Source organism: Mycobacterium sp. E787 (assembly GCF_001668725.1).
Taxonomy (GTDB): Bacteria; Actinomycetota; Actinomycetes; order Mycobacteriales; family Mycobacteriaceae; genus Mycobacterium.
In genome coordinates, this window is the sequence record NZ_LZKL01000119.1 from 36,496 (window position 1) to 54,462 (window position 17,967).

Here is a 17,967-nt window from a genome sequence, read left to right on the forward strand (position 1 = left end):
CACAAACCGAGATCACCGCTCTTGATTTTCGGTCGGGGCTGTGGCAGCGTGTCCAGACGAAGAGAGCACCGCTCTCTAAGATCGGAGAGGACGCACCATGGCCACGCGCTACGAAGAACCGAACGGGATGGCGCGCGCCGCCAACACCGTCATTCGCTGGCTCGCCGAGCTGGGAATCAGTATCGCCGGCACCCGCGCGTTGCGCGTCCGTGGCCGCAAAAGCGGTAAACCGCGCGCGGTGGTGATCAACCTGCTGACCGTCGACGGCGTCGACTACCTGGTCTCACCGCGGGGCAACACCCAATGGGCCCGCAACGTCAGGGCCGCGGGCGTCGTCGAGGTGGGCCCGCGCTGGCGCAGGCGACGCGCCCGGGTCAGCGAGGTGGACGACGCGGCCAAGCCCGTGGTGTTGCGGCGCTACCTTCAGCGGTGGTACTGGCAGGTCAAGGACTACGTCGGCGGATTGACGCCGGACTCCACCGATGAGCAGCTGCTCGCCGGGGCGCCGACGATCCCCGTCTTCGTGCTCGAACCCGCCCGCTGAGGGTCGGGACGCGGCGTCAACGGGGGTTGGTCGTGGCCCCGAGATCCTGGCGGACCTGGTCCGAGGCGGCCCGCCACGACACCGCCGCGGGCAGGTCTCCCCACACGCTGTTGAAGATCCCGACGATCTGCCCCGGCCCGCCGCTGGGCGCCAGGTAGACCGGCCCCCCGGAATCGCCCTTCTGGCTCTGGACGCCGTGTGACATGGTGAACCAGCCGTTGTTGACGCTCTCGACGGTTCCGCACGTCTCACCGGTGATGACGCCGAAATGGCAGACCGGTTCACCGGGCTGCAGCGTCGCGCCGGGGTTCGATTCGAGTGGGCGCCCGCCCGGCAGGATGTTGTTGGCGGTGACGCCGCTGTCCAGCACGATCGCCTCGTAGTCGTTGATCACCTGATCGGTCGCCACGGTCGTGCCGCTGGGCGTGTTGTCTCGGAACGTAGCGAGCCTGCCGATGGCATTGTGTTGCCGGTCGTAGACGACCCCGCTGCCCCGGCAGTGCCCGGCGGTGAACGCGATCTTCAGCGCCGGGTCAACGTACCCCAGGGTGCACACGCGGCTGTCCTGATGGATTTCCATCCCGGGGAAGACCAGCGGGGGGTCGGCTTTGGCCGGCGCCGCGGCCGGCCAGCATGCCAATACCGCAACGGAAGCCGACGCGGCGAACGTGCGCATTGCCAGGCGGTGCACCATGAGCTCCCATCCGTCCGCGAAAAGACCGACCCGAAGGGTGACGTTACGACTCAGTCTCACCCCTTGTTGATCTTTTCGCACGTGACGGCGCTGGCGTTACCCCGGCGTGACCATCGGGACGGCATCGGCGGACCGGCCCGCCGCGCGCGGTAGCCACCCCGGCGGCCCGAAGACGTAGCCGAGCCGGTCCCGCAGCCGGTTCGCCGATCGCCAGTCGCGGGCGATCGCGACGTATTCGCGGGTCTGCAGCGTCCAGATGTTGAACGTGTCGACCCGCTTGGTGAGGCCGTAGTGCGGGCGGAACAGCTCGGCCTGGAAGGTGCCGAACAGGCGATCCCAGATGATCAGGACGCCGCCGTAGTTCTTGTCGAGATACAACTGGTCCATGCCGTGGTGCACGCGGTGGTGCGACGGGGTGTTGAGGATGAACTCGAAGGGCCGCGGCAACTTGTCGATGCGCTCGGTGTGCACCCAGAATTGGTAGATCAGGTTCAGCGACCAACTGAAAAACACCATCCACGGGGGAAGGCCCAAGAGCGGCAACGGAATCCACATCAGGATCTCGCCGCTGTTGTTCCACTTCTGGCGCAGCGCGGTGGCGAAGTTGAAGTATTCGCTGGAGTGGTGGGCCTGGTGCGTCGCCCAGATCAGCCGCACCCGGTGCGCGATCCGGTGGTAGGTGTACCACAGCAGGTCGACGCCGAGGATCGCGATCACCCAGGTGTACCACCGGTTTGCCGCCAGGTGCCACGGCGCGAGGTAGGCATAGATGCCGGCGTAGCCGAACAGGGCCAGGGCCTTCCAGCCGGCCGAGGTGGCGACCGAAACCAGGCCCATCGACAGGCTGGCCACGGCGTCGCGGGCCAGGTAGGCGCCCGACGCGTGCCGCGCCGGATAGGCAGCCGAGGCCTCGAGGCGCTCCAGCTTGCGCGCCGCCGTCCATTCGAGGGTCAGCATCAACAGAAAGAACGGAACGGCGAACAGCACGGGGTCCCGCATCTGCGGGGGCAGCCCGAACCAGAACCCGAGGACGGCATTCACACGGATAGATTACGACCATCGGCCAACGCCGGTAACGGCGCGTACCAATGAGGTGTTGAGCACTTGACCGCTGTGGTGGTAGTGGGCTCGGGGTTTGCGGGACTGTGGGCCGCACTCGGCGCCGCACGGCGGCTCGACGAGCTCGCGGTGCCGGCCGGCACGGTGGACATCACCGTGCTGAGCCCGCAACCCTTCCACGACATCCGGGTGCGCAACTACGAGGCCGATCTGAGCGCCTGCCGCATCCCGCTCGCGGACCTGCTCGATCCCGTGGGCGTCGCGCATGTCACCGCCGAGGTGACCGCCATCGACACCGGCGCCCGCACGGTGACCACGTCGAGCGGTGCGACGTTTGGCTACGACCGGCTGGTGCTGGCGGCGGGCAGCCGCGTGGTCAAGCCCGACATACCGGGGCTGCGGGAGTTCGGCTTCGACGTCGACACCCACGACGGCGCGCTCGCGCTGCGGCGGCACCTGCGCGAGCTCGCCGCGGAGGCGCCGACGCCGGCGGCCGCCACCGTCGTCGTGGTCGGGGCCGGCCTGACCGGCGTCGAGGTGGCCTGCGAATTGCCGGCGCGGCTGCGCGACTCGTTCGGCACCGTCACCCCCCGCGTGGTCATGATCGACCGCAACCCCGCGGTGGGCTCCGACATGGGCTCCTCGGCGCGCCCGGTGATCGAACGGGCCTTGACGGCAAACGGCGTCGAGACCAGGACGGCCGTCGGCGTCACGGAGGTCACCCGGCGCGGTGTGTCGCTGTCCTCGGGCGAACGGCTGGAGGCGCACACGGTGGTGTGGTGCGCCGGCATGCGGGCCAGCGCGCTGACCGAGCAGCTCCCCGTGCCGCGTGACCGGCTGGGCCGGGTGCGGGTCGACGATTACCTGCGGGTCGTCGGGGTGCCGTCGGTGTTCGCCGCGGGCGACGTCGCCGCGGCGCGCATGGACGACGAGCACCTGTCGGTGATGTCGTGCCAGCACGGGCGCCCGATGGGCCGCTATGCCGGGTACAACGTCATCAGCGACCTGCTCGACGAGCCGATGCTGGCCCTCCGAATTCCTTGGTACGTCACGGTTCTCGATCTCGGCCCGGCCGGTGCCGTCTACACCGAAGGGTGGGATCGGGCGGTGGTCTCGACGGGAGCGGAGGCCAAGGCCACCAAGCAGACCATCAACACCCGCCGGATCTACCCGCCGCTGACCCGCAGACGCGCGGAGCTGCTGGCGGCAGCCGCGCCGGAGTTGCAAAACCGCCCCTGATCGGGATCAGTCGGACTGCACCTGGTCGCCGGCGTACCAGTGCACCGCGCGCACACCCGGCTGCAGCGACAGCTCGGCCACCAGGCGCTCGAGTTTCGCCGGGGTGTGGCCGTCCATGAGCAGATGTGCCGTCAGCGTGATCTCGTCGTCGTCGTCGGCCGGCCCGGTGTGGATGCCGCGCAGCGTCATGTCGTTGCCGCTGGCGTGCTGCACGATCTGCGCGCGGGCGTGCTTCTCCGTTTTGGGGCGGCAGACCACCTGCACCAGGAAGGGCTGCAGGCTCTCGTCCTCGTCGTCGGTGTTGTCGCGGTCGATCAGCCGGCCGAGCGGGCGGCCGAACAGGTGGATGGCGATGACGGTGCCGGTCCCGATCAGCGTGAAGACGAGGTGTCCCGACGCGGCCAGCACGCCGATCGCAGCCGAGCACCACAGGGTGGCCGCGGTGTTGAGCCCGCGGACGTTGACGCCCTCGCGCAGGATCACCCCGCCGCCGAGAAAACCGATGCCGGACACCACATACGACGCGACGCGCGTCGGGCTGGTGTCCTCGGTGGCGACGGCGTACAGCACGAACAGGGTCGCCCCGGCCGCGACCAGCGCGTTGGTGCGCAGGCCGGCTCGCCGGGCCCGCCATTGCCGCTCCAGCCCGATCAAGGCGCCGCAGCCCACCCCGACGGCCAGGCGGAGGGCGAAATCGGCGACGCTCAGCGTCTGCATGAGACCGCACTCCTTCCCCCGCTCGCCGCGCTGGTCGGCGGCAGCTAAGCACTCGCAGGTGAACGGCAGGTGGACCGCAGCCGATCCGGTTGTCCGGCGGCCACCTCCAGGAAACCGCCGGTTGCGCTACGACTTGGAGAGTTGGTGGGGGCAGTAAAACTTCGCCGCGATCATCGCGAAGTTGGACGCGTTCTCCATGTCCATTCCGGGATTGTGGGTCTTGACGTCGTGGACAAGTTCGAGACCCGATTCACCGTTGTTGAGGCAGGTGCACACGGCCTTGCCGGACGTGACCGCGGCGTCCGGGCTGGAATAGTGGATGCCGACCTGCTGCAGAGCGGCGAGGAATCCCCCGTCGTCTCCTTGCGGCGGAGGGGGCGGATCGGCATACGCGGGCGCGGCGAAGCCGATCGCGGCCGCGGCGCCAATGGCTGCCAGTAGCAGTCTCATGCTCATCACTCTCCCAATGTCGTTGCGGCCTAACCTATTTGCGCGTCTGAGGGCACGACCTGCGGCTTGTCGCCCTTTCGCAGGTGCACGGCGTGGATGCCGGGCTTCTTCGCCAGCTGCTCGAGCAGGGCGTCGAGGCCCTCCTGATCGACGTTGTGGTGCTGCACGCTTTCGGGTTTTTCCGAAATCTGTGCCACCAGGCGCTTGAGCTTCTCGGGCGACGCCGCGTCCTTGAGGTCTTTGATCGGTTTGACGCGGCCGCGCACCCCGGCGCCGCGCAAGGCGTCGGGGCCCCCGGCGCCCAGGGCGCTGCCCAGCATTCCCGCGACGGACATCGAACTGAGCAGACCGCCCGCCCCGAGCGCGGCGGCGGGCACCGCGTCGGGCCCGGCGGCCGACAGCGCCGCCGCTACCGTCCTGACGGCCGGGGTGGCCGTGGCCCAGCTGGGCGGGACCGACAACTTGCCGACCAGCGTGCCGGCGTTGCCCATGCCCGCCGACACGGCGTTGTACAGGGTCCCGCGGCCGAAGCCCAGCGCCCCCAGCCCCGCCCCAAGCGCGTCCTTCGGGAGCGCCCCGTATCCAACCGGCGGCGCGAACTTCAGAAACTGCGACACCGGGAAGTTGATCAGCAACCCGATGTCGTTGAATCCCGTGGTGAAGCTGAGCGGGACCTTGATGGCGTTGTAGAGGTTGCCGTAGAGGGTGCCCGCGCCAGATCCGAACAACGAGTTCAACAGCCCGTTCATGGTGTCCGTGTAGTCGGTGGCGAGGTTCGACAGCCCCTGCAGAATCGGGTTGGTGCTGGTGAGCGGGTTAGCCGCTTCCGACAAGAGGTTCCCTACGGTCCCCGCCGGGGTGGCGGCGGCTTGGGTCACCGCGGCCGCTTGCGCCGCCGTGCCCGCTGTGTTGGTCGTCTGCGGCGGCTGGTTGAACGGCGTCACGTTGGACGCGGTCGCCGACGAAACGAGGTAGTTGTCCATCGCCACGGCGTCTTGCGCCCACATCTCGGCGTATTGAATTTCGGTCGCGGCGATCGCCGGGGTGTTCTGTCCGAAGACGTTGGTTGCCACGAGCGACGCCAGTTGGCTGCGGTTGGCAGCGATCTCCGCCGGCGGCACGTGCGCGGCGAAGGCCGTCTCGTAGGCGGTTGCGGCGGCGGTGGCCCGGGTCGCAGCTTCGGCGGCCTGCGCCGCTGTGCCCTGCATCCAGGCCAGGTACGGCGTGACCGCGGCGACCATGTTGACCGATGACGGACCCACCCACGATCCGCTGGTCAGGCTGTCGACCACCGAAGAATACGAGGACACGGTGGACTGCAATTCGCTCGCCAGCCCATCCCAGGCCGCGGCGGCCGCTCGCAGCGACCCCGCTCCCGGGCCGGCGTACATCCGGCCCGAGTTGAACTCCGGCGGAAAAGCTCCGTAAAACATCGTCTATACCCCTTGCCTGCTCGTCTGCGCCCGAGTGGACGGTGCTGCTGGGTTGGTTCCCGTCACTGCCGTCACTCCTCTAGCACCGGAATGACGATGATCGTGGCCGCGGCGGGGTCGGCCTCGATGACACCGCCCAGTGAGCCGAGCGCAGCACTACCGCTGCCCCCGGACTGGAACGCGGCGGCCCCGACGGCGCGACCGGCCAGGCTCGAGAGCGCCATCTGGCCGAAGACCCCCTCCTCGCCCGTGAGCGAGGCCGCCGGCGCGGCAGCGAGGTTCGTCGGCAAGACCGACGCCAGTGTCCTGATCGCCGGGGCGGCCTCGGTCCAGCCCTGCGGCACCGACATCCCCCCGACCAGGGCGGCCTTGCCCATCGAGCCGCCGACGGCCGAGCTGAGCATGGGCTTCACGGCGCTGGCCCCCTGGGTCAGCGGCGCCAGCGCCCCGCTGATGGCCTTGGGACCGGCAAGGTAAGCGGCGGCACCCTGCCCGTTCTGGCCCCATGCGTACGCCTGCCCGAAGGACAGGAACGGGCCGCCGGGTATCGAGGCCAAGCCCTGCAGGGAGTAGGGCCCGGAGGCGATGGTGCTCATGATGTTGTTCCAGGCGGTCAGGTCGCCCGAGAGGCCGGTCGGCAACGTCGGCAGGGTTGTCAACTGCGGCAGGCTCAGGCCCGACAGCAGGTTTCCGGTCGTCGCCGTCGGGGCCGTTGGCGACGTGACGGTCGTCGCAAGGTTTTGCAGGAAAGTCGGCACATAGGTGATGAATTGGGACAGCTGCGTGCCAATCGACGCCGCCGGCGTGCTGGTGGATTGAGAGACCGCGGCCGCTTGGGCGGCCGGTGCGGCGCTGCCGGTGGTCTGCGGCGGCTCGGTGAACGGGGTGAGCTGTGACGCGGTGGCCGACGAGGCCGCGTAGGCGTACATCGCGGCGGCGTCCTGGGCCCACATCTCGGCGTACTGCGCTTCGGTGGCCGCGATCGCCGGGGTGTTCTGACCCAGGAAGTTGGTGGCGATCAGCGCCATGAGCAGGGCGCGGTTGGCCGCGATCACCGGCGGGGGCACCGTGGCGGCGAACGCCGTCTCGTAGGCGCCGGCCGCGATCTTGGCCTGGGTGGCCGCCTCTTCGGCCTGAGCGCCCGTCGCACTCATCCACGCCACGTACGGGCCGGCCGCCGCCGCCATCGCGATCGACGACGGCCCTGTCCAGGGCCCCGCCGCCAGGGTTTCGATGGTGGACCCGTACGCGGCGGCCGTCGACTGCAACTCCGTCGCCAACTCGTCCCAGGCCGCCGCGGCTGCGAGCATCGGCCCCGCCCCGGCGCCGACATACATCCGGCCGGAGTTGACCTCCGGCGGTAGCGCCCCGAAATCGAACATCTATTCCCTCCGGTCCCCTAAGTGGCCGCCATGGTAGGCGCGGGCCGTTAGCCGCGGCCGCAATCGAGCCGTAGCTCAAATGGAATCCATGGAATCCGGCGTTGAATCCATGGATTGATTCACTTGTTCGAAGAAACCCAGTCCCATTTCGTTGCCCGGCAAATGCAGCCGATCGCGCGACGACCAGCCATTTGGGCCCCGCTGCCCGCAATTGATCTCATCGTGATCGGAAAATATTCGTCGCATGTTCCCGCGATGTAAGGCTAACGTAAATAACGCGTGGCAGATGTCGTCTTTCGCTGTGAGTGCGCTGCCGGACAGCTAATACAGACCTGGACCGTAAGAGGGCGTAGAGACGATATACAGCGTCTTTTCAGCAACTAGACAGAAAGCTCTGATAACTTGCGAATCGCCTTGCGGCAGAATGACGACCAGCGAAGCTGGTTAAAGGCGCGGATAACCATTTCGGCATAAAGGCGCGAGTCTCGAAATGTCTTAATGCCGGGAGCGCGCTATTACGCGCCGCGGGCGTTTATTTGAGTTCGCCAATATGTGACTCATGTGTTGGCTGATGCACCACCAGAAATTGCGTCCAAAAGCCCTTGCGCTCGGCTAGAGCTCGCGCTACTCGATGCCGTTGCATGTTGCTGGCGGCGGCCTGCCCCTTTTGCCCGCCACCGAGCCGCCGGCCGGCCGGGCCGGGACCGTAGCGTTGGCGGCGTGGCCGTCGCCAACTCGATAGCTGATCGTCATGCGGTGCTCCCCTGAATTTCACCTAGCGTACGCATCGATACCTTCCACACCGCTGATTAGCTGCTGGGGATTTTCTGTGAGGAGGGCGCGGGCCTTTTTTGTCCTCACCGGCGCCGATCGGACGAAGAGGCGGCGTCCGAAGCGTTTCCGCGAGGTTGCGGAACGCTCATTCCGCCGACGCGCCCGCTGTGAGGCCGCATACAGTGCCCGCCCTACCCGCGGCCCGCGGCCGCGCGACGAAGGTCGGCCGGAAGCCGTACTGCGGGGCGGCCCGCCCGTACGGCTGGGCGCCCGCGGCCCCGATCGGCATGGCGGGGAGCGGCACCATGGGCGTGCCCCCCAGCGCAGAAGCCAGCGGGCCGGCCAGCGGTGCCGGCGCCGTCCAGCTCGGCGGCACCGACATCGCGCCGATCATCGGGGCGCGGCCGACGCCGGCCGAGACGGCGTTGCCGAGACCACCGCCGCCGCCTACCGGGCCGGCCATGGCTTCGCCGAGCGCCCCGCTGGCCGCCTGGCCTGCGGCATCGCCGACCGCGTTACCCGCACCCTGCCCGCTCAGCAGCCCCAGGAACGGGGCCATGGTGTTGCTGGGCATGTAGAACCCCGACGAGAAGACGGTGTTCCACAGGTTGGCGTCGGGACCCCATTGCGCCCAAAGGCCGTCCAGCACCGACGATCCCGAACCGGACCCGGTCAGCAGGCCCACCACCTCCGTCGCCGGCGACGACGACACCGGCGAGGACAGCCCCTGCAGTGCGCTCGGCAGCGCCGACATCAGCTGGGCCAGGGCGTTCTGCTGGGTCCCGGCCGGGGTGGCGACGGCCCGGGCCACCGCGGCGGACTGGGCGGTGAGGCCACCGGGGCTGGTGGCCGCCTGCGGGTCGGTGAACGGGCTCAGTTGCGCGGCGGCAGCCGAGGAGGCGGCGTAGGAGTACATCGCCGCGGCGTCCTGGGCCCACATCTCGGCGTACTGGGCCTCGGTCGCCGCAATCGCCGCCGACAGCACCGACCCGTAAGAGGCTGCGGTGGCGCGCATTTCGGCGGCCAGCGCGTGCCAGCCCGAAGCGGCTGCCAGCATCGGGCCCGAACCCGCCCCGGAATACATCCGGCCGGAGTTCACTTCGGGGGGAAGCGTCGCGAAGTCCAGTGCCGCGGTCATCGTCGGCCTCCTGTCTTTCTCGCGGCCGCGCATCGGCAGGCGGCGGGAGTGTCGAATCGTGTTGCGGCCCAGGCTGATAGCGTGTCAGCCCGGGCCGGCGCCTGTGGGCGCGCAATGACAAATGGCATCGGACTTCTCCTCACGGAAGGGCCGATCCCGGGTCAACCAGGCAGTGCTGGCGCGCTTTTGCCCACGCCAAAGCCGCGGTCCCCGAGGCGAATTCACGCGGAAGCGGCCGGTAAGGGCGAGCCGTTCAGACTGAAAAGGAGCCGGGGTCGGATCGAAACGAAATGGTCGATCTGGTATACGGACTGTCGTCGGGACTCATTTCGCTCTCACCTCCTCACGGCTGTGGCACACGGGGATGCCTTGAATGCCTTGCAATACCCTTGTCCGGCAAGCGCATTGCGCGCAGCATGCACACGGGGAGGAGCGCCAGGGCAGAACACCCCGACACCGCACACCTCTCGTCAGAGCTTTGGCACCACACGGCGTATCCGGCTCGGTAGCGCCGGAAGCCACTTGGGCTCAACCCTTAATCCGGGAGGAGCTGTCCTGACCCTGGGCGTCTTTCGACGTTCGAGGTCAGTGGCCTGTGTCCGTGCAGACGCCTCACCTAGCGAGGTGCTTGCAGAGGCCATGGTGGCACCGCGGGCCCGGACCAATCAAGTCGGGCTGCCACCCGCTTGCGACGGATAGCAGGTCGGCGCCGAGCTATCCCGACTTCTTTTCGGCCACCGCGGCCTTGAGTCCCTCGGCAAGGTCATCGCGGGTCAGTTCCTTGAACCGGAGCAGTTGCGCCTCGCTGAACTCGGTCAGATCGCTGGCCAGCACCGCGTCCAAGTCCTCGTCGTCCAGGCGGAAGCTCCGGTGATCGCGGGCCTTTTCCACCACGTTGCGAACGAAGCCGGCGTTGCCGAGCGTGTCGATGCCGCGGATCAGGTCCCCGTCTTCCGAATAGCTCTCGTCGAGATAGAACTTGGTGTACGACGGCAACAACACCTCAACCTCGGAGTCGGCGACGATGTCCTCGTTGTCGCGTGCCATCAGCTTGGTGAGCGCCAGCAGCTCGTCCGGTGTGTAGCTGAAGAACTCGATCACGGTCGAAAAGCGCCGCCGCAGACCCTGATTCACCTCCAGCATCTTGTCCATGGCCTTGGCATAGCCGGCGCCGAAGACCACCAACTCGTCGCGATGGTTCTCCATATACAGCAGCAGGGTGTTGATGATCGCGTTGCCGTAGGGGTCGCCCTGGTGGTACCCGGTCTCGTGCAGGGTGTGCATCTCGTCGAAGAACACCGCCCCACCCAGCGCGCCCTCGAGCATTTCCTCGGTGTTCTTTTCGGCGTCGGCCATGTACCGGCCCAACAGCTTGGTGCGGCTCGTCTCCACCACCACCGGCTTGCGCAACACCGTGAGCCCACACAGCTGCTTGGCGAACGCGCGCGCCACCGACGTCTTGCCCGTCCCGGGCGGCCCGAGCAGCAGGGTGTGGCGCGAGGTCACCGGCACCGGGAGGCCCATCTTCTCTCGGGCCAGGTTCACCTTGGTGGTGGACTTGATGAGCTTGATTTCCCGCTTGGCCCGTTCCATGCCCAACATCGCGTTGAGCTCGGCGTCGCCTTCGGCCAGGTACTTGGCGGCCTCCTGCGCGTGGCGGGCCGCCTCCGTCTGGGCGCGGGTGGGCGCGCTGTCCGGATCCCACGGGTCGGTGCGGGCCTCGATCGTCTCCGGGTCGGTCAGTATCAGCCGGTAGTTCGGGTTGTCCAGCGCTTCGCGGGCCGGGGCGAACTTCGGATCCCGCGAGTAGACCCGGCGCAACAGCTCGACGGCCTCCTCCTCACGGCCCACGTGCCGCAGGCACATGCCCTGCGTGTACAGCGCGATGTTGGCCGCCCCCGGGACCCGGTCACCCTCGACGGCGGCCTCGCCGCGCCGGAAGGCCTCCTCGAAGACACCCAGGGACGCCAGCGCGGTCGTCGCCATCGCGGCGCCGGCGGCCTTCAGTTCGGGGTGCCGCCAGGTCTTGCCCTCGGGGAACTGGGCGAGCACGTCCGGCCAACGCCCGGTGCGGAAGTACAGCACGCCCCGCACGTAGTTGACCACTTCCTCGTCGAACGGATGACGGGGCTCGACGCCGTCGAGCAGCTTGGCCGCCTCCTCGTACCGCTTGGCCTCGGCGAGGACGGCGGCATAAGCGCACGCCAGCGACTCCACGCTGGTGACGGCGAGGCGCAGGAACAGCCCGTCGGAAACCTCCGGCCGGAACTGCAGGTCGGTGACGCCGAGGCGGCGGGTCTCCCAGCCGAACGTCCTGACCGACGCCCACGCGCCGGCCAGCACGTCGAGGCTCTGCTCCCCCGCCAGCATCCGCGCCAGCCAGGCATCGCACATGCCCGGGTCGAGCGTGGTCGCCGTGTTGAACATCTGCGCGGCGACCTGCGGGTTGTGGCTGGGCTGCAGCCCGTTGACCGAGATTCCGGACGCCAGAAGTCCGGCGACCATCGCATTACGGGCGTCTTCGGCGGTGGATTGAGGCCGCGTCATTGCGCTGCAGGCACGCTCGCTGCGCTCTCCCTGACCTGACCGACCGGCAGCACCAGATCCTCGTCATCGAGCAACGGACGGCTGGGCACGACCAGCAGGGGGCGAGCCGTCGGCGCCGGCAGGCTGGCGCGCACCGCGGCCAGCTGGCGGCCGGTGAGCCGGTTGAGTCCCGACGAATCCTTTCGGGGGAGCCGGCTTTCGCTGTGGTAGCGCACCCACGCCGCCAGCTGAGGCCGGCCGCCGCTGGTGTCGAGCCGGATCGTGATCACGGCGGCCGCCACGTCGGGCACCAACAAATCCTCGAGGGTCTGGGTGCTGATGTCCGACGGCGTCAACCAGAAGCTGGTGGCGAACCCGTTGAAGTGCTTGAGGTACCGCCAACCGGGACGGCTCCAGGTCGGCTCCAGGTCGGCCAGCACGGCGCTGTCGACCTCGGCGAGCTGTTCGGCGGTCAACGGCTTGGCCACGCACGTCTGGCCGTCGAGATCCTGGGCGAGCCGCTCGGTGGCCGCCGCCAGCGTCGACGCGAGCGAATCGCGGGCCGCGACGGCGGCAACGTTGCGTTGCGGGTTCATCCGCAGCACCAGCCAGGTGCGGCGCACGTAGGAGGTGGGCTCGTCGCTCACCACCCCCCATTCCTCCGGCCCCCAGTCGTCCAGCTTGGACTTCTCGGCGGCTCGGCCCTCGGGGCCGCCGCGGCGGACCTTCATCGAGACGATGTCGATGCCGTCGAGGTGAATGTCGAACTGCCGCAGTCCGTCAGCGACGGCATGCACAGGCAGGGTGGCCGCCGTCGTCCGGTGCCGGTGGCGCCCGGAGGCGTCCTCATCCCCGCCGTCGATCGCGATCACGCTCACCAGCTGGCCTTCGTACTGGCGCACGCCGACCTTGTCGCGCCCGTACCGGCGCTGGTGGTCGATCGCGGGCGTGCATCCCGCCGTCAGCGCCGTGCCAGGGTCGGCGGACCAGTCCCACAGCCAGGTGGCCAGCCCGGAGGTCACCGTCAGCCCGTGGTGGGTGACCAGCGACAGCAGCGTCACCAACGACGCCAGCCCGACACCCACCCAGAACGCGATGTGGTGCTCGCCCTGCCAGGAGGCCGGGCAGTGGCTGGCCACCAACAGGATCAGGATGTCGACCAGAAACACCGCGGTGACCCGCGGCCACGACAAAGACAGTCCAAAACTGCGCTGCGCCTTCATTACTTTTGCTGCTCCGACCTCATTGCTGCTTTCGTGTTCGCTTGATGAACACCGCTATACCGAACACGGCGCCGCCGATCAGCAAGGCCGCGAACAACCCTCCGGCTGCGACCCATACTGGCACCATATCGCGGTCCGGGGCCGGTTTCGGAATGTTCAGGGGTGCCGACAGTTGCTGCGGCGGCTTTGCCGGACCGTCCGGGACGTCCCAGGTCAGCGCCGCGACCGGGTCGACCACGCCGTATCCGACCTGGTTGTCCACCCCGCGCGCCGGCGCCCTGGCGGTGCGCTCCAGGCGATTGATCACCTGGTACGCCGACAGCTGCGGGTACTTGGCTCGCACGAGGGCCGCCACGCCGGACACGATGGCCGTCGAGAAGCTGGTGCCGGCGGGAACCAGGAGCGTGTTGTCGGGGCCGTCGATGGCGTTGATCAGGCCGTCGTCGCGGGGCGAGAGCCCGATGACGTCGGTGCCGGGCGCGGCGATTCCGACCCACGGTCCCGCCACGCTCGTCGACCCCTGCCCGCCGCCCTGGGTGAGCGGACGGCCTTCGGTGTCGACCGCCCCGACGGTCAGCACGTAGTCGCTGTACCAGGAGGGTGTCACCACCGTGGTGACGCCGCTCCAGTCGCGGGGGTCCTTGGGCTGCATGGGATCGAACGCGGGGTTCTGCTTGCAGTCCTTTTTGCTGGTGTCGCCGGCCGCGGCCACGATGACGACGTTCTTGTCGACGGCCGCATAGCGCACGGCGGCGCCCAGCGTGCGCTGGTCGATGATGTTGCGCGCGCTCATGCAGGTGACGTCGGAGATGTTGATGACCGTGGCGCCCAGGTTCGCGGCGTGCACGATCGCCCGCGCCATGGTCTCGACGTCATCGACCTTCGCCCGCGTCTGCGGGTCCTCGTCACCGGTGTAGGCGTCCTTGAGGCCGAAAGCCTGGCTGGACTGCCGGATCGCGATGATGTCGACGTCCGGGGCGATTCCGCTGTAGGCGTCGGGGGCCTGCGAAGACGGCGCTCCCGGGGGCGGTGCCGGGGGTGGCGGCGGTTTGGGCGGGTCGAGTGGACGCGGTCCGGTCCGGTTGACCGGGTTGTCGACGCCGATCACCTGGCGGCCGCCGGAATAGCCGGGTATGGTCACCGTCCCGCCGCCGTGGTTGGCGGCCGGCGCCTGACCGGGTCCCGGCGCAGCTCCGGCCGGTGCCGGCGGCCCCGCCGGTGCGGGGGGGCCCGCGGGTGCCGGCGGCGGAGGGGGTCCCCCGAAGGGTCCGGGAGCCGGCGCCTCCGACTGGGGCGGCGGGGGCACCATCGTCACCGTCTGAGGCAGCGGCGACAGGGTCACCGTCTGCGGCGGCGGGGCTTTGGGGGGCGGCTCCGTGGTGGGGATGGTGACCGGCTTGCGCGGCGCCGCGGGCGGCGCCGTCGCGCCGTTGGCCGGGGCCGCGCCGATCATGGACGCCACGATGGTGCCGTGCGCGTCGCAGTCCGACAGGCCGTCGCCGGACATGATGTAGTCACCGCCGGGAATGAGGTGCGGAAACCGCGGGTGCGGCGTCACACCGGTGTCGATGACGGCGACCTTCTGCCCGGCCCCGCGCCCGAATTGCCAGGCCTCCTGCAGGTTGAGCATGTCCATGTACTTCGGCTGCAACCGGAAGTCGGTGCCCGGCAGCACCCCGACCTCGGTGCAGTAGGAGTTCTGCTTCATCGGCGCCGGCGGTCCCGGCGGGCCGTCCGGCGGCACCGCGCCCGGATCAACCGTCGGCGGGGAGATCGCGGACGCGGGTGGCAAACCGGCCAGTGCACCGGAAGTGAGCAGGAGCGCGGCGACGGTCGCGCGCGATGCGCGACCGCGCCACGCCCTGCTCTTAGCGGTAACGGATCGCGGCATAGACATTCATCAGCCACAATGCCAACGGGAAGATCGGCATCAGGCACAGGTACTCGACGTATTCCACCAGCTTGCGGAACAGCGGGCTGTAGATGGTGTTGGGCACCACCGCCGCGGCCGTCATGCCCAGCGCCGGCAGCAGCACCAGGATCGCCACGCTGATCGACACCGCCAGCGGCGACTGCAACCCGAGCGCGTAGCGCACCACCACCGCGGCGACGATCAGCACCGCCGTCGCGGCAAGGGTGATGGCCTGCCAGCGATCGACGTACGAGCGGCCGCGCAGCATCAGGAAGCCGGCGCAGAAACCGGCCAGCAAGAGCGGCAGCCAGCGCTGGAAGGTGTGCGGATCCGACAGCGCGGTCAGCGAGACCACCATCAGCACGCCGAGCCCGAGCAGCAGACCCGTCAGGAACGAGCGGGCGCGCTCGGCCTGCAGCACCACGTCGCGGACCGACGCGGGGCCCTCCAGGACCGGAGCTCCGCCGTCGGGGCGCACCACCGTGGTGGGCAGGTCGGGTCGCGCCTCGAACACCCAGCGGCTGGTGGCCGACGGGAAGACGGGCAGCCGAATGCCGGCGAGCCGGCGGGACATCGCCGGGGCGGCCTGGTAGGCCAGCACGCAGACCAGCACCACGCAGGTGAAGTTGGTGACGGCGCTGGTGTTCGCCACCATCCGCGCCAGGCTGGCGACGGCCGCCACCGCGCTGATAGTGACGATCGCGGTGTAGATGGCCAGCCGCCGGCCGGTGAAGCGCAGGGTCAGCGCCGCGGCGACCGCGAGCACGCCGAAGCCCAGCACCGCCTGCGGGGAGCCGACGCCGCCCGGCGGCGCCGAGGCCGCGGCCACCGTCAGCGGCGCGAGGCCGCTCAGCAGCATGATGTCGGCGACCAGCCGGTCCGAGGTGGTCTTCGCCCGCATCGCCAGCATGATGGCGACCGTCAACACGACGGCGGCGATGACCGCGGAGTAGGCGGTGGGCAGCCACGAGTTGTGGTGCCAGCGCCACCAACCCAGCAGGCCCGACGCCGCGGTGACGCCGATCGCCACCATCGACGCGCCGACCTGCACCGCAACCGTCGGGTCGATCGCGGCGAAGCGCTTGCTGAGGTTTGCCGAGACGGCGGTCGAGATGTGCTCGATGACCTGCGACCGGTGCTCGGTGTCCGGCAGGAACCGGATCCACAACCGGTCGCCGTCGTAGACGTCCTGCTCGGTCAGCGACTGGGTGGCCCGCAGGGGGGTGCCGTCGACCAGGCACAGCGCCCACCGGCCGCGACCGGTGGCCTCCAGCGGGGTCTCGCCCAGCTCGCGGAGCCGGCTGTTGACCACCTTCAGCAGCGGGTCGGTCATCACCGACACAGGGGCGTTGGCGTCCAGCAGGACGCCGATCTGGACGCCCTCGCCGGCCATGATGCCGACGACTACCGCCCGAGGCTGTGAGATTCCCTCAATGTCTGCCTGTAGGGCGTCAGCTACTCCTACTGCGGTCATCGCCCAGCACCCCCTGCCATGGTGAATGTGTAACCCCGTGTCGCCAGATGCGCGGGCGCCCCGGTCGCTTCACTCGCCGCGGCGCTGCGGCCCCCGGAGAGGTACAGCTCGACTAATTCGGATTTCATCTGCCTCGCCTTGCGCTAAGGAGTTGTGGTGACACTGCTTTGAAGATTTGCTGATGATTCTAGAGAAGTATGCCGTCTTCGCATCCCGATCGCATGTTGTCGGCAAAAGCGTTGGTAAAGTTTGTGTTTCACGCGGATGTCAGACCCTGCTGTGCGTTTTCCACTCGCCGTAAGGCAGCGTGTCGAGCACGGTCTTGATGCCCACCTGCACCAGTTGCGGGGTCGCCGGGCAGATGGCCAGCCACGCCTCCCCCGAACCCGCGGTGCGAGCCTGCTGGTAGAGGGCGATGCGACCACCCGAGCCGTCCTTCAACGACAGCACCGAGGCGCTGGGGCCCTTGGCGTCGTCCCGGTACTGGCGCGCGTACACCGCGACCTCGGCCGCCGGATCCGACAACGCCTGGCCCAGCGCGGCGACCGTGGCGGCGCTGATGCCCATCCGCCGCAGATCACCGCCCGAGAAGACGTTGAACCCGGACTCCTGCCAGGACTTCGTCGCTTCCAGCATCTCCTCCAGCGGGACGTTGACCGCGTTGATCGCCGCGGGCTCCGCATGGTGGATCGACTCCAGCCCGTCCAGCACCAGCGACGCGATGGAGGCGCTGTCCGCGACGGCGACGTCGTCGACGGTGATGTCGCTGCCGACCCGCACAGCCGACACCCAGTGCTGGCCGCGGCGGGCCAGCACCACCCGGAACTCGTTGTCGGGGATGTCGCGCGAACCGGGCGGTTGGTTCTCGTCGTCAACGACGCCGTAGAGCAGCTTGCCCCGCGACAGCAGGGCGACGACCTCGAGGTCGGGCGCAGCCAGGACCCGCATCCGAGCGGCGACCTGCTCGTGCACCTCGTCGCCGACGACGATGCCCTGCTCGCGCATCACCGCCATTCCCGGGTGTTCGTTGAGCCAGTCGCTCGAGTCGGTGGAGACGAACGGCCGGCACCTCAATTCGGGCGCGACGTGTCGGATGTCGAGCAACGCCTGGAGCATCCAGAAGCCGTCGACGTTGACGGTGATGTCGGTGCGGGTGCTCTGTTGGTCCATCAATAGCCTCGGCGGTCGAAGTGGTCGAAATGGTCGAAGTTTACTGAAACCGCAGGACGCGGCAGCACACCACGTATCGGTGTGCTGCCGCGCCTGAAGTTGCGAGTTAGGCCCAGCTGGACCCGACGGCGCTGTCGGTGCTCGCCATGTTGCTGCCGGCGCTCTGCACCTTCTGGCCGTGGGCGTTGGCCTGCTCGTAAATCACCTGGAAGTTACGACCCAACTGGGTGAT

At 69.0% G+C, this 17,967-nt stretch carries 14 protein-coding genes, 1 pseudogene and 1 riboswitch; of the genes and pseudogenes, 2 read left to right on the forward strand and 13 right to left on the reverse strand.

The window, feature by feature from the left end:
- The first annotated feature begins 97 nt into the window (after positions 1-97).
- The gene (locus tag A5705_RS22985; RefSeq protein WP_068280278.1) at positions 98-544 is read left to right on the forward strand and encodes a nitroreductase family deazaflavin-dependent oxidoreductase; all 447 of its coding nucleotides are present in this window, start codon (positions 98-100) and stop codon (positions 542-544) included.
- Between the two features lie 16 nt (positions 545-560).
- On the opposite strand, the gene A5705_RS22990 is transcribed toward A5705_RS22985, so the two are convergent.
- Together A5705_RS22990 and A5705_RS22995 are read right to left on the reverse strand one after the other, a co-directional pair.
- Complete coding sequence (locus tag A5705_RS22990) at positions 561-1,238, reverse strand: hypothetical protein (protein WP_067882838.1); 678 nt, start codon at positions 1,236-1,238, stop codon at positions 561-563.
- A gap of 96 nt (positions 1,239-1,334) precedes the next feature.
- Positions 1,335-2,279 (reverse strand): sterol desaturase family protein, encoded by a 945-nt coding sequence (locus A5705_RS22995; RefSeq protein ID WP_068280281.1) that lies wholly within the window; start codon positions 2,277-2,279, stop codon positions 1,335-1,337.
- 63 nt (positions 2,280-2,342) lie between these two features.
- Here A5705_RS22995 and A5705_RS23000 point away from each other — a divergent pair, with 63 nt between their 5' ends.
- Positions 2,343-3,536 carry an NAD(P)/FAD-dependent oxidoreductase gene (locus tag A5705_RS23000; protein ID WP_068280284.1) on the forward strand — a complete coding sequence of 398 codons (1,194 nt, stop codon included), beginning with the start codon at positions 2,343-2,345 and terminating at the stop codon, positions 3,534-3,536.
- A 6-nt stretch (positions 3,537-3,542) separates the two neighbouring features.
- Here A5705_RS23000 and A5705_RS23005 read toward each other — a convergent pair whose 3' ends face one another.
- The 11 genes and pseudogenes from A5705_RS23005 to A5705_RS23055 form a co-directional block, all read right to left on the reverse strand.
- Positions 3,543-4,253, reverse strand: coding sequence for an MgtC/SapB family protein (locus A5705_RS23005; protein WP_068280287.1), 711 nt, complete (start codon positions 4,251-4,253; stop codon positions 3,543-3,545).
- A 126-nt stretch (positions 4,254-4,379) separates the two neighbouring features.
- Positions 4,380-4,703: a DUF732 domain-containing protein gene (locus A5705_RS23010; RefSeq protein ID WP_067882876.1), complete on the reverse strand. Its 324-nt coding sequence runs from the start codon at positions 4,701-4,703 to the stop codon at positions 4,380-4,382.
- A gap of 29 nt (positions 4,704-4,732) precedes the next feature.
- Positions 4,733-6,136, reverse strand: a complete 1,404-nt coding sequence (locus A5705_RS23015) for a PPE family protein (RefSeq protein ID WP_067882834.1) — start codon at positions 6,134-6,136, stop codon at positions 4,733-4,735.
- A 71-nt stretch (positions 6,137-6,207) separates the two neighbouring features.
- Positions 6,208-7,518, reverse strand: a complete 1,311-nt coding sequence (locus A5705_RS23020; RefSeq protein WP_068280290.1) for a PPE family protein — start codon at positions 7,516-7,518, stop codon at positions 6,208-6,210.
- 919 nt (positions 7,519-8,437) lie between these two features.
- Positions 8,438-9,430, reverse strand: coding sequence for a PPE domain-containing protein (locus tag A5705_RS23025; RefSeq protein WP_068280302.1), 993 nt, complete (start codon positions 9,428-9,430; stop codon positions 8,438-8,440).
- Between the two features lie 457 nt (positions 9,431-9,887).
- Positions 9,888-10,061: riboswitch (M-box (ykoK) riboswitch) on the reverse strand.
- 83 nt (positions 10,062-10,144) lie between these two features.
- Entirely contained in the window at positions 10,145-11,977 is a 1,833-nt protein-coding gene (eccA, locus tag A5705_RS23030) for a type VII secretion AAA-ATPase EccA (RefSeq protein ID WP_067882832.1), read from the reverse strand.
- Positions 11,974-13,179, reverse strand: a complete 1,206-nt coding sequence (eccE, locus tag A5705_RS23035; protein WP_068280293.1) for a type VII secretion protein EccE — start codon at positions 13,177-13,179, stop codon at positions 11,974-11,976. The genes eccA and eccE overlap by 4 nt, the downstream gene beginning before the upstream one ends.
- Positions 13,180-13,198: 19 nt before the next feature.
- Entirely contained in the window at positions 13,199-15,070 is a 1,872-nt protein-coding gene (locus tag A5705_RS23040) for a type VII secretion-associated serine protease mycosin (RefSeq protein WP_068280296.1), read from the reverse strand.
- Complete coding sequence (eccD, locus tag A5705_RS23045; protein WP_067882829.1) at positions 15,048-16,565, reverse strand: type VII secretion integral membrane protein EccD; 1,518 nt, start codon at positions 16,563-16,565, stop codon at positions 15,048-15,050. The genes A5705_RS23040 and eccD overlap by 23 nt, the downstream gene beginning before the upstream one ends.
- Positions 16,566-16,832: 267 nt before the next feature.
- Positions 16,833-17,735 carry an ESX secretion-associated protein EspG gene (locus tag A5705_RS23050; protein WP_068280299.1) on the reverse strand — a complete coding sequence of 301 codons (903 nt, stop codon included), beginning with the start codon at positions 17,733-17,735 and terminating at the stop codon, positions 16,833-16,835.
- A 106-nt stretch (positions 17,736-17,841) separates the two neighbouring features.
- Positions 17,842-17,967 (reverse strand): annotated as a pseudogene (locus A5705_RS23055) (type VII secretion protein EsxI); the annotation flags it as partial.